The sequence below is a fragment of the uncultured Thiothrix sp. genome, assembly GCF_937873765.1.
Taxonomy (GTDB): Bacteria; Pseudomonadota; Gammaproteobacteria; order Thiotrichales; family Thiotrichaceae; genus Thiolinea.
This window is the reverse complement of the sequence record NZ_CALMZC010000021.1, coordinates 38,116-48,861: the sequence shown is the minus strand read 5'-3', so window position 1 is coordinate 48,861 and position 10,746 is coordinate 38,116. Positions and strand designations below refer to the sequence as shown.

The following is a 10,746-nucleotide window of genomic DNA, read 5'->3' as shown; positions in this document are numbered from 1 at the left end:
ATTTTTATAATCAGATTAGTGCCAACACTTATCAGTCGTTACTGTCCCTGAACTGTCCTTTGCAATTTTTCGCCCCATATGATCGAGGGTGAAAATTGCACAGGCGGTATCTTTAGCCTGTGCCGAATTACTAGCAGGCGTTGCTTGAATCGTGTAGCTAGTAGCTGTAGCTGCGCTAATCGTAATGCTGTAATTATTTTCTTGGCTAGGGATGGTATCAGCCGCAAAACCCAAACTTGTCAATTTGTCGGCATAAGTATAGTTTTTTACAAAATGTGATTCTTCGCGTTGCGCAATTTGCTGCAACGCTATTTTCGCATCCGAACGCTTACTTTTGCTAATTTGCTCGACATAACTAGGATATGCAAAGGCTGCAATAATACCGACAATAGCAACCACAATCATGATTTCAATCAAAGTAAAACCGCGCTGTAAGCGAGTGGTAGACATGGCTCTTACCTAAATTTTAATTATTATTCATAGCGCTCTTTATACTACAGTATATTTACCACCAATTAAATTAATTTATTGGAGCGGGCGCAGGCATAAAATGTACAACCCCCATTTCATGCAAACTATGCGAACCTGTACCCTGTAAAAGACTGCTGGCATCTACGATAAACATTGAACAACTATATTTATCGCTATTCATTTCTATACTCATAGAAGCATCTAGAGGTGGGCACTGATCTAGAAAACCACCATGTTGCACTCGTACACTGTTGCTTAACTTATCACTTTGAAAGAGAACACTCGTATTATCTTGTGGCACTACAAACTGTTTAGACGCCTGATCCATCGCCACCTTAATAAAAGCAAGTGAGTCAGAAGGCGCAAGCATGTCTAGCGGTGGACGCACCAAATTAAGTTGGGACTCAGCCCCTTGATAAGTCAACATACCCGACATTTCATTGCCTACAATGCGCGTATCGGTGATCCCAATGCGAGCAGCAGTCACTCCAATGACAGACATAACTAATAGAATCGCCATTCCCCAAAGTAAGCTAGAACCACGCTGTGCCTGTATAGAGGAAATAGATAAACAGTGATGGTAAATCATATCAACGGGCCACATTTCTTAAATAAATGGTAGTGGTATAAACAGCACGTTTATAACGATCATTAGTCACTATGTTCTGGTCAAATAATTGATAAACTTTGGACTCAGCTTGTTCAAACATTGGCTCCATGGTACGCACTAACAAAGCCACTTGGACTAAAGCAATTTTATCCCAAGCATCATTCGCTGTGACTTGCGTTGCTGTCCAATAGTCGTCAACTTGCCATTGCTTTTTCTGCCCAGAAGGTATCGTACTGGGTACATTATCAATCCCATAGCGCAGTTGCATATTCTCAATACCTTGTGCCCAAGGCTGTGAATAAGTATTTAGTGAACCACCACAAACTAGCTCAGGAATACCATCACCTACACTATTTTGACGTGAGGTATTTTTTTGAACTCTAAATGAACTATACACCCGCCGCATTAATTGAGCATTAGGTGTCTGACTAACTGAAGTACTTATGCTCGCCTCTGGATCAATCATACAACGGTTTTTCCAAGAAGAACCTGTGCAGTCATCCAATAGCTGATCATCTGCTAAAAATGAAACACCAATGGTATCCGCCCGCGCCATAATTTGGTTAGTCGTCAAAGCATTAGTGCCAATGCTTTGGCCATCAGATGAATTAGCAATGCGATTAACATTAATAATATTAGCCTGCCCTGTTGGACAGATCACTGAACTAGGACTAAAACTGCTGGGTAATAAATAATTCTCTAATTGGGGATTGGCATTGGATGAATAGCCTGCTCTTTCAAGATGTGTGCGTAAAGCCTTCATAGCCACACGTGCACTTTCATCCATTTCAGAGATTTGATCGCGCAACGCATAGGTCTCCTTACTGCTTACATACACTGTAGCGATCCCAGCCGCAATGAATAAGCCAATTCCCGTGGCAATCATTATTTCGATTAACGAGAAACCTGCTTGGAAAAACTTAGACCTTTTTTTCATAATTTATTATTAAATAATTGCATCCATTTCTAAGCTTATGGTTTCTTTTTCTTGTTCAGGGCTTGGATAAGTGGAACCAGTGTTAGGATCAGGTATTTGTTGAATACCTCGCTGCTCTAAACGCTCTAACCAACTTAATTGAAAATGCAAGCCCGATCCACAATTACCGCTATTAGGGCATGTGATGATTAATTGTGCTGCTGGTAAACGATTAGTACCGCTGCGACAGACAACTTGATATAAGTCATAACTGGCTCGTTGGCTAGCTGAACACTCTACTCCCGTACAGGACTGGGGGGGAGAATCACTACAATCTGTCGTTTGAAGATAACTACCGGCCAATACAGCTTGTCGACTACTACGCATCCGCTCCAATAAATCGTACAAAATGAAAGTAGCCTCTTGCTTTAAGGAAGCGTTCTGTGTGGTTTTTAGGCTACTGACTTGTAGTCCTGCCAAGCCTAAGAGGCCGGCCGATAAAACTAAAGTGGCAATTAGAACCTCAAGCAAGCTAAAACCAGCTTGTGCACATCGGGCAGCACTTTTCATTTATTATTTTTATAACCTTAATAAAAGATAGCCTCTCTAGATTATACAAATCTCAAGCTTATGCCAAGATTAAACTAGACGAAATCTCGCATGGTTTTCATTGAGTTAATTGTTAAGCGTAAAACTTAATGCAGATTTTTAGAGCACGGCAAGTCAGTACTTGCGGGTACACCGCTACAGCGCAACAGCAACTCTAAATGCCTTCCTGCCTCCCCTAGCTCTAAACGATAAAGAATTAAACCATCTAATAAGCGTCTAGCTGTCTCTAGATAAGAGACTGGTTGTGTCTTGCCTTGGTTATCTGAATAAATGTCCATACTGAAGCCCACCCTTTTCACCCTTAATTTTTATTGTAGACCATATATTTACAAACAAGGTTGCGAGTGAGTGAAAATGAATGGTAGATTGCAACTATCTACATTAATGGTTGCTAATGAAGCATATGGAAGCCTTGAAGTTAAGCACTTTAGCAGTGCCTGCAGTTGATACGCTTTCTGTAGAGGAGTTAAAAGCGCTACAAACTCAAAGCGCTAGCCGGTATGGTCTAGACGCTTTTTTTCAAGACACGCTTACAAGTGGCTTAGCAGGCCCACAATTAGCTGTTATTCCGGCTGGACAATTTGAGATGGGTTCACCCCATAACGAATTTGGTCACCGGCGCGAAGAATACCCGCAACATACCATTCGCTTAGAGTATGACTTTGCGATTGGCGTAGTGCCTTTGATGGCCGAAGAGTTTGAGCTATTTCGTACCGCCACAGAGTGGTATAAACGCCCAGAATTGATTTGGCATCGTGGTCGTTTTCCAGTCATCAATGTGCGCATAAGCGATATTAAGCTTTATCTAGCTTGGCTTAGCGAGCAGACTGGGCAAACCTATCGTTTACCAACAGAGCCAGAATGGGAGTATGCCGCTCGTGCTGGCAGCACTACACCGTTCTGCTATGGAAGCAATGTAAGCTGCAAAGAAGTAAACTTTAACCCGATCTTTCCTTATCAAGAAGCTACTGAAAAAAAACGGTGGTATTTACCGCGCTGTATTCCTTCGGTTAGTGCTAGCGAGGTTGGTCTACGCACCCCCAATCATTGGGGTCTCTATGATGTGCATGGTAATGTTTGGGAATTTACCAGTACGCATTGGACTAGCTCACATTTGGGTGCTTACCGTGATGGCAGTCCATCCCATAGTGCTAATCCCTATTGGTATGTGACTAAAGGGGGATCTTGGTTTGATCCAGCCGTACTAGCACGTAGTGCTGCGCGGAAGAAACGTTATTTAGATGAATTAGATACCAACCTGGGTTTTCGAGTAGTCCGCGAACTCTAAGATCGGCGAGTGAATTGAAGTGCTTGCCCAACCGGTGAGCGCTCTAAGATTTGACCCTGATGCCAAACTAGTTCACCATTGACAATCGTACTGAGAATTCTGGAGCGGAATTTGTAGCTATCATACGGTGTCCAAGCACATTTAGCTAACGCTAAGGCACTGGTTGCTATTTGCTCTTGTTGCAAATCCACTAACACTAAGTCTGCCCAATAACCTTCTCGAATAAAACCACGCTCTTGAATGCTGAATAACTGCGCTACTGCATGACTAGTTTTCTCTGCAATAAACTCTAAACTAAAAATACCATCATGATAGTTTTCCAACAGCGATAGCAAAGCATCCTGTACCATAGGCATACCAGCAGGTGTTTTAAAATAAGTATGCCTCTGCTTTTCAGCTAATAAGTGCGGTGCATGAGCGCTACCAATCACATCCAAATGACCATCTAGAAGACCTTGAATTAAAGCGGCACGATCCTCGATGGTTTTAATGGCGGGATTACATTTGAGCAGGCCTTGCTTGATTGCATAATCTTCATCAGAAAAATGCAGATAATGAGGGCATACTTCTGCGGTAATAAACTTCTCTGCAAGATTTCCAGCAGCAAATAATGCTACCTCTTTTGCTGATGAAATATGCAGAATATGTATGCGTGCCTTACAATGATTAGCGACTTCTATTAAGCGCTCAGCCGCAATATAACAGGCTTCATCACTACGAATCACACCATGTAACTCAAAAGGTACGGCATCGCCATAGATACTTCGATAGCTTTCCTCATTCTCTGCAATCAATGGCATATCTTCACAGTGCGCAGTCACTAAGACTGGCGAACTCGTCAGAATTTCACGCAAAACCTCTGGATCATCCACCAATTTACTAGCACAAGAAGATCCGACAAAAACATTCACACCACAAGCAAGTTGTTCATCCACAGATTTAATCAACTCTAAATTTTCGCTAGAGGCACCTAGATAAAAACCATAATTTGCAAAAGCTCGTCCAGCTGCTAACTGATGTTTTTCAGTTAGTAACTCATTTGAAAGAGTTGCAGGAACTGTATTTGGCATATCCATGAAACTAGTGATACCACCCGCAACAGCCGCTCGAGTTTCAGTCCAGAAATTGCCTTTGCTAGTCAAGCCTGGTTCACGAAAATGAACTTGATCGTCAATCATGCCGGGCAACAAATAACGCCCTTGAGCATCTAGAACTTGCTCAGCATGATGACCGGTGAGCTGACCAATTGCCTCAATCCGCCCATGATTAATGTAAACATCCCCCTCAAAAATCTTTCCTTCATTCACTAACTGGGCATTAATAATCAATAAGCTACTCATAAACGCTCATAGATAGTGAAGGAATAGTTATAAGGATTTTTCTGGTCAGCCACAAAATGCTGCTCTTCAGCTAGATACCAATTTTTGGTGTCAAAACTTGGAAAAAAGGTATCACCTACTAGCTGAGCATCAATGAATGTCAGATACATGCGCTGAGTCTGTGGAAGAAAATAATGATACAATTGCGCCCCACCAATAATCACAACTTCTGGGCTATTGGCTACTAACTCCATAGCTGCTTCAGGAGTAGGCCTAACCTCTATATTAGGCACTGAATCAGTAGTGCTGCTGGAAACCACAATATTGCGCCGATTGGGCAAAGCTCGACCTAGAGATTGCCAAGTTTTACGCCCCATGATGATAGGTTTACCTAGCGTATTTTGTTTAAACCAAGCCAGATCTGCGGGTAAATACCAAGGCATGGAACCTTGGTAGCCGATGACATGATCAGCACGGGTCATAGCGGCGATCAAAGAGATCATTGGGATTACCGCTAATTATTTGACAACACGTAAGAAAGGGCGAGTTTTTGAATCGGGTTTATTAGTTTTGGTCGGTGGAGAAGGTTCATCTGGTGAGGTATTTTCGCTAGCCTCTAAAGCCGCTTCCTCATCTTCATCTGTAGTCGATACTGCCATGAGACTAGGAGCTTTTACAACGGGTTTTAAATGGGCATATTCATCCGGCGGGAAGGAACCTCCCTCTTGAGTCTCGCGCGAATAGATAGCTAAAACTGAGTAAATAGGGCAATACACATAAAACGCCGCCCCACTAAAACGCGCACTGAAACTGACTGCATCATTATCCATGACGAAATCGCGTACTGCGGTTGGACTAATATTCAATACAATACGTCCATCTTTCACATGCTGGCGCGGTACAGATACCTCTTCTGCAGTCGCATCCACTGTGATATAGGGCGTCATACTGTTATCGACAATCCATTCATAAAATGCACGTAATAAGTAGGGGCGTTTTGGAGTCATGGTCTGATTGCCTTTTCAACCTTGCTCAATGATTGTTGGAAACCATCACGGGAAAATACGCGCTCCATATACTTTAGTATAGGCTTGCCCTGCTTAGCGGGCACATCAATACCATATTTGGGCAAGCGCCATAATACTGGAGCGATAGTACAATCAACGAGCGTATATTCATCACTTAAGAAATAAGGTTTAATCGCAAATACTTCGGCGGCTGATAGTACGCTCTCGCGTAGGATTCGGCGTGCTTCAGTAGCAGACTTTTCATCACCACGCTCAATATCCTCCACCAAAGAAAACCAATCTTTCTCAATCCGGAATAAAGCCAAGCGTGAATGTGCTCGAGTTACTGGATCAACGGGCATGAGGGGGGGATGTGGAAAACGCTCATCTAAATACTCCATGATAATGCGTGCATCGTACAGCACTAAATCACGGTCAATCAGCGTAGGGGTGGTGTTATAGGGATTGAGTTCGGCTAGCTCCTCAGGCTTATCATCGGGATTAATATTTAGCACATCGACGGTGATATCTTTTTCTGCTAAGACAATGCGTACACGATGGCTGTCAGCACAATCAGCAGCAGAGAATAAAGTCATAACAGAACGGCGGCTAGAAATCGATGCCATAGCTTGAAAAGCTCCTGTAGTTCAAATGAAAAGGCTACTCTAGTAATAAGCTAGAGTAGCCAATTTATGTTATACCAGTTGGTAATTAATGAACATCCTTCCAGTATTCTTTCTTCAGGAAGTATGCCACTACAATAAAGATTAGTAGGAACAATACGACCCAAATACCAACTGCTTGGCGATGCAGCTTGCCAGGCTCGCTGACATAGACCAAGAAATTAGTAATGTCTAACACCATACGATCATATTCCGTCGGTGATAGCTTACCCGGCTGGCTTAAGACTAGTTTAGGTTCTGCATGCGCATTCGCTGCTGCATGAGCACCTTCTGCAGGAGCTTCCGCATGTTGCAGCTCTTGCATACCCTGCAATTCCCACAGGATGTGTGGCATACCAACATTCGCAAATAGCGTATTATTGACACCTAGCGGACGGGTCGGGTCTTTATAGAAGGACTTCAAGAAAGTATAGATCCAATCAGCCCCGCGTAAACGTCCTTCCAAAGATAAATCGGGAGGTGCATTACCGAAAGCCTCTGCTCCATATTTGGCAGTCATACCGTTTTTCATCAGTTCACCAACCTTAGCTAGCTCACCATCGGTACGAGTAAAGATCAAGTTCTTTTGTACTTGCTCTGGCGTCAAGCCCAAATCAGTCGCTACTCGATTGTAACGGCTCATACTTAAAGAGTGACAGCCCATGCAATAGTTTACAAAATACTTTGCACCACGCTGCAAACTTTGCTTGTTATGCAGATCAATATTAGCTTTTTCAACCTTGATCACTTCTGAAGCAAAGCCAACTGCGGGAACAGCCATCGCTAAGGCAAGCACCATACTGGTAATAAACTTTTTCATGTTCTTACTCCTTACCCAGTCACACGTTCAGGAACTGGTTTTTCCTGATTGAAGCTAGGGACAAAGGCTGGCAACAATAAAGTTGCAGCTAAGTAAATTACCGGCCAAATAAATTGCAGTAACATTTGAGTGGTAGCTGCACCATCACCAAGATTGAGACGGAAAACTAAGTCGTACACCACCACAATGCCTAACAAAATACCAAACCATTTTTTGTAATTCACTTTTGCTGGATAACTATGCAACCACAGCACGACGAAGAACAAGAAATAGATTTGTGTCATCCGTGTACCCAGCTCTTTATAAACTGTAGTAACCGCTTCAACACCCATCCAACCTAAAACTAAGAACACTACCGCAAACAGTAACAGATTGATCTTGTGCGCTGGATTGCGATAGCGCCAAGATTTGATAGGGTTTTTATCCAGCCAAGGTAATAGGAACAGGACAATAATGGCAGCAAACATGGCTACAGTACCCCACCATGGATCAGGAACTGCACGTAAAACCGTATAGAAAGGCGTAAAATACCAGACTGGAGCAATATGCAATGGAGTTTTCAGTGGGTTCGCAGGCTCAAAGTTAGGTTGCTCAATGAAATAGCCGCCCATCTCTGGCGTAAAGAACAGAATGGCAAAGAAAATCAATAAGAAGACCGCAACACCTAAAATATCTTTAACTGTGTAGTAAGGATGGAAAGGAATACCATCTGTTGGAGCATCTGGAGCCCAACGATTACCTTTAGGTCCTTTTTTAATCTCTACACCATCAGGATTATTAGAGCCGACTGCATGTAAAGCCACAATATGTACGAATACTAAGGCTGGAAGCACAATCACTGGCACAAAGAAGTGTAAGGCAAAGAAGCGGTTTAACGCTGCATCCCCTAAAACATAGTCACCCCTTAACCACACTGATAAATCATTACCAATATAAGGGACAGTGTTGAATAAGTTGACAATTACTTGTGCACCCCAGTAGGACATTTGCCCCCAAGGTAACAGATAACCCATGAAAGCAGTGGCCATCAAAGCAACATAAATCAACATGCCGATCAACCACAATAATTCGCGCTTACCTTTATAAGAGCCATAAATCATAGCGCGGAACATATGCAGATAGACAACAATGAAGAAGGCTGAAGCACCTGTGGAGTGCATGTAGCGAATAAACCAACCACCGGGTACATCACGCATAATGTACTCAACAGAAGCAAAGGCTAAATCAGCATCAGGCTTATAGTGGAAAGCTAAAAACAAACCGGAGAAGATTTGAATAGCCAGTACCAACATGGCTAAAGAGCCAAAATAGTACCAGAAGTTAAAATTTTTCGGCGCATAATATTGCGCTAAGTGCTTATTCCAAGTTTCCATTAAGGGGAAACGATCTTCCACCCAACCTAGAAAACCTGTGTATTCATGTGCAGGACGCTCAGCCATTATGCAGCACCTCCATCTTCACCTACTAAAATCGTCGCCTCGCTCTTGAAATAGTAAGGAGGGACTTCAAGATTAGTACCCGCCGGAACGTTCTTGAATACACGTCCAGCTAAGTCAAAACGGGAACCATGGCAAGGGCAATACCAACCACCTTTCCAATCAGCACCTAAATCAGCAGCACCTACTTCAGGGCGGTACGTTGGAGAGCAACCTAAATGTGTGCAAATGCCAACTAGTACTAAATATTTAGCCTCACGTGAGCGATAGCCATTTTTCGCATACTCCGGTTGCTGACTTAACACCTCAGAGTTTGGATCTTTCAAACCAGAGTCTAAGTTAGGTAAATCGGCTAGCATCTCCTCAGTACGATTGACTACCCAAACCGGCTTACCACGCCATACCACCCGCAATAACTGACCGGGTTCAATTTTGCTTACATTCACTTCCACCGGTGCACCCGCAGCTAAAGCGCGCGCACTGGGAGACATCGACCCTAGGAAAGGATATGCAAGCGCTGCCGTCCCTGCTGCCCCTACTACCGAAGTAGCTGCAATCAGGAAACGACGGCGATTCTTATCGACTCCAGAATTTGCCATCGTTAGCTCACTCCCAAATTATCAAAACCTCAACACTTCTTGCAGTTTTGTTGACTCTGCAAGAAACAAAATCCTCAATTGCTACTGGACTCATGCATTGCAATATTAGCAGATGCTAAAAAACGCCATAGGATGTCTGACTTCATTAGTGAAATCAAGCGACTCCCCTTGCAAACATTGGGGAATTAACACCAAGCACCTTTAAGGGCAACCAATCCGGTGGCGATGATAGCACAAAAAATATCGAAATAACCTGACATTAAGCAGGATTATCAATCTCCACAAACTGACACTCAATTCCAAATTGCAAAGCTAAATGCTCACCTACAGCCTGCACACCATAACGCTCTGTAGCATGATGACCTGCAGCAATATAGTGCAACTGATTTTCCCTTGCACTATGCGTAGTGTGCTCAGAAATTTCCCCACTTAGGTAAGCATCCACCCCAAAACCTAAAGCCTCTTGAATATAAGCTTGTGCCCCACCAGTACACCAAGCCACTCGTTGGATCAAATGCTCACCACCAGCCACTAGTACAGGTTTACGCTGTAAAACCTGCTCTATTTTTAGACCAAACGCTTCCAAACTAATTGGCTCAGCCAATATTCCTACATTGCCGACACCCTGCTCATTCAGAACAGTTTCACTGGTTAAGCTTAAACGCTTAGCCAACTGTGCATTGTTGCCTAATTCAGAATGAGCATCTAAAGGGAGATGATAAGCAAATAAACTTAAGTTATGTTTCAGCAAAGTCGCTAAGCGGCGTTGATGCATACCTCGAACTACCGGATTATCACCGCGCCAAAAATAGCCATGATGAACTAACACTGCATCAGCTCCGTATTCAACCGCAGCCTCTAAAAGCGCTTGGCAAGCAGTGACACCCGTCACAACTTTATGAATAGACTTACGCCCCTCAACTTGTAAGCCATTCGGTGCATAGTCTTTAAACTTACTAATATTAAGCAAGGCATTTAAGTAGCGTTCTAACTCATCACGCTCGATCAT

Annotated in this window: 14 protein-coding genes; 1 reads left to right on the top strand and 13 read right to left on the bottom strand. The window is 43.2% G+C overall.

All coding sequences use genetic code 11. The features are described 5' to 3' along the window. Nucleotides 1–15: 15 nt before the first annotated feature. From Q0307_RS06955 to Q0307_RS06935, 5 genes are all read right to left on the bottom strand, one after another. On the bottom strand, nucleotides 16–450 hold the full coding sequence (locus tag Q0307_RS06955) for a type IV pilin protein (RefSeq protein ID WP_298658554.1): 435 nt from the start codon (nucleotides 448–450) through the stop codon (nucleotides 16–18). Nucleotides 451–520: 70 nt separating this feature from the next. Then, nucleotides 521–1,060 carry a PilX N-terminal domain-containing pilus assembly protein gene (locus Q0307_RS06950; RefSeq protein WP_298658551.1) on the bottom strand — a complete coding sequence of 180 codons (540 nt, stop codon included), beginning with the start codon at nucleotides 1,058–1,060 and terminating at the stop codon, nucleotides 521–523. Nucleotide 1,061: 1 nt separating this feature from the next. Continuing rightward, on the bottom strand, nucleotides 1,062–2,018 hold the full coding sequence (locus Q0307_RS06945; RefSeq protein ID WP_298658548.1) for a PilW family protein: 957 nt from the start codon (nucleotides 2,016–2,018) through the stop codon (nucleotides 1,062–1,064). Between the two features lie 9 nt (nucleotides 2,019–2,027). Next, nucleotides 2,028–2,567 (bottom strand): type IV pilus modification protein PilV, encoded by a 540-nt coding sequence (gene pilV / locus Q0307_RS06940; RefSeq protein WP_298658545.1) that lies wholly within the window; start codon nucleotides 2,565–2,567, stop codon nucleotides 2,028–2,030. 125 nt (nucleotides 2,568–2,692) lie between these two features. Beyond that, on the bottom strand, nucleotides 2,693–2,884 hold the full coding sequence (locus Q0307_RS06935) for a hypothetical protein (protein ID WP_298658542.1): 192 nt from the start codon (nucleotides 2,882–2,884) through the stop codon (nucleotides 2,693–2,695). Nucleotides 2,885–3,000: 116 nt separating this feature from the next. Here Q0307_RS06935 and Q0307_RS06930 point away from each other — a divergent pair, with 116 nt between their 5' ends. Beyond that, complete coding sequence (locus Q0307_RS06930; RefSeq protein WP_298658539.1) at nucleotides 3,001–3,894, top strand: SUMF1/EgtB/PvdO family nonheme iron enzyme; 894 nt, start codon at nucleotides 3,001–3,003, stop codon at nucleotides 3,892–3,894. On the opposite strand, the gene Q0307_RS06925 is transcribed toward Q0307_RS06930, so the two are convergent. The 8 genes from Q0307_RS06925 to Q0307_RS06890 form a co-directional block, all read right to left on the bottom strand. Continuing rightward, on the bottom strand, nucleotides 3,891–5,234 hold the full coding sequence (locus Q0307_RS06925) for a dihydroorotase (RefSeq protein WP_298658536.1): 1,344 nt from the start codon (nucleotides 5,232–5,234) through the stop codon (nucleotides 3,891–3,893). The two genes, Q0307_RS06930 and Q0307_RS06925, sit on opposite strands and share 4 nt — an antisense overlap. Next, nucleotides 5,231–5,716 carry a type 3 dihydrofolate reductase gene (gene folA, locus Q0307_RS06920; RefSeq protein ID WP_298658533.1) on the bottom strand — a complete coding sequence of 162 codons (486 nt, stop codon included), beginning with the start codon at nucleotides 5,714–5,716 and terminating at the stop codon, nucleotides 5,231–5,233. The genes Q0307_RS06925 and folA overlap by 4 nt, the downstream gene beginning before the upstream one ends. A 15-nt stretch (nucleotides 5,717–5,731) precedes the next feature. Continuing rightward, the gene (locus tag Q0307_RS06915) at nucleotides 5,732–6,220 is read right to left on the bottom strand and encodes a ClpXP protease specificity-enhancing factor (RefSeq protein ID WP_298658530.1); all 489 of its coding nucleotides are present in this window, start codon (nucleotides 6,218–6,220) and stop codon (nucleotides 5,732–5,734) included. Beyond that, nucleotides 6,217–6,846: a glutathione S-transferase N-terminal domain-containing protein gene (locus tag Q0307_RS06910; protein ID WP_298658527.1), complete on the bottom strand. Its 630-nt coding sequence runs from the start codon at nucleotides 6,844–6,846 to the stop codon at nucleotides 6,217–6,219. The genes Q0307_RS06915 and Q0307_RS06910 overlap by 4 nt, the downstream gene beginning before the upstream one ends. A gap of 85 nt (nucleotides 6,847–6,931) precedes the next feature. Continuing rightward, nucleotides 6,932–7,702: a cytochrome c1 gene (locus tag Q0307_RS06905; RefSeq protein WP_298658524.1), complete on the bottom strand. Its 771-nt coding sequence runs from the start codon at nucleotides 7,700–7,702 to the stop codon at nucleotides 6,932–6,934. A gap of 11 nt (nucleotides 7,703–7,713) precedes the next feature. Continuing rightward, entirely contained in the window at nucleotides 7,714–9,141 is a 1,428-nt protein-coding gene (locus Q0307_RS06900) for a cytochrome b N-terminal domain-containing protein (protein WP_298658521.1), read from the bottom strand. Continuing rightward, nucleotides 9,141–9,737, bottom strand: coding sequence for a ubiquinol-cytochrome c reductase iron-sulfur subunit (gene petA / locus Q0307_RS06895; RefSeq protein ID WP_298658518.1), 597 nt, complete (start codon nucleotides 9,735–9,737; stop codon nucleotides 9,141–9,143). The genes Q0307_RS06900 and petA overlap by 1 nt, the downstream gene beginning before the upstream one ends. A 259-nt stretch (nucleotides 9,738–9,996) precedes the next feature. Next, nucleotides 9,997–10,746, bottom strand: a complete 750-nt coding sequence (locus Q0307_RS06890) for a Nif3-like dinuclear metal center hexameric protein (RefSeq protein ID WP_298658651.1) — start codon at nucleotides 10,744–10,746, stop codon at nucleotides 9,997–9,999.

Coding starts and splice junctions, on each gene's coding strand:
- Q0307_RS06890 (WP_298658651.1), bottom strand. CDS start 10,746: ATGATCGAGCGTGATGAGTTAGAACGCTACTTAAATGCCTTGCTTAAT.
- Q0307_RS06950 (WP_298658551.1), bottom strand. CDS start 1,060: ATGATTTACCATCACTGTTTATCTATTTCCTCTATACAGGCACAGCGT.
- Q0307_RS06910 (WP_298658527.1), bottom strand. CDS start 6,846: ATGGCATCGATTTCTAGCCGCCGTTCTGTTATGACTTTATTCTCTGCT.
- Q0307_RS06915 (WP_298658530.1), bottom strand. CDS start 6,220: ATGACTCCAAAACGCCCCTACTTATTACGTGCATTTTATGAATGGATT.
- Q0307_RS06905 (WP_298658524.1), bottom strand. CDS start 7,702: ATGAAAAAGTTTATTACCAGTATGGTGCTTGCCTTAGCGATGGCTGTT.
- pilV (WP_298658545.1), bottom strand. CDS start 2,567: ATGAAAAGTGCTGCCCGATGTGCACAAGCTGGTTTTAGCTTGCTTGAG.
- petA (WP_298658518.1), bottom strand. CDS start 9,737: ATGGCAAATTCTGGAGTCGATAAGAATCGCCGTCGTTTCCTGATTGCA.
- Q0307_RS06935 (WP_298658542.1), bottom strand. CDS start 2,884: ATGGACATTTATTCAGATAACCAAGGCAAGACACAACCAGTCTCTTAT.
- Q0307_RS06925 (WP_298658536.1), bottom strand. CDS start 5,234: ATGAGTAGCTTATTGATTATTAATGCCCAGTTAGTGAATGAAGGAAAG.
- Q0307_RS06900 (WP_298658521.1), bottom strand. CDS start 9,141: ATGGCTGAGCGTCCTGCACATGAATACACAGGTTTTCTAGGTTGGGTG.
- Q0307_RS06955 (WP_298658554.1), bottom strand. CDS start 450: ATGTCTACCACTCGCTTACAGCGCGGTTTTACTTTGATTGAAATCATG.
- Q0307_RS06930 (WP_298658539.1), top strand. CDS start 3,001: ATGAAGCATATGGAAGCCTTGAAGTTAAGCACTTTAGCAGTGCCTGCA.
- folA (WP_298658533.1), bottom strand. CDS start 5,716: ATGATCTCTTTGATCGCCGCTATGACCCGTGCTGATCATGTCATCGGC.
- Q0307_RS06945 (WP_298658548.1), bottom strand. CDS start 2,018: ATGAAAAAAAGGTCTAAGTTTTTCCAAGCAGGTTTCTCGTTAATCGAA.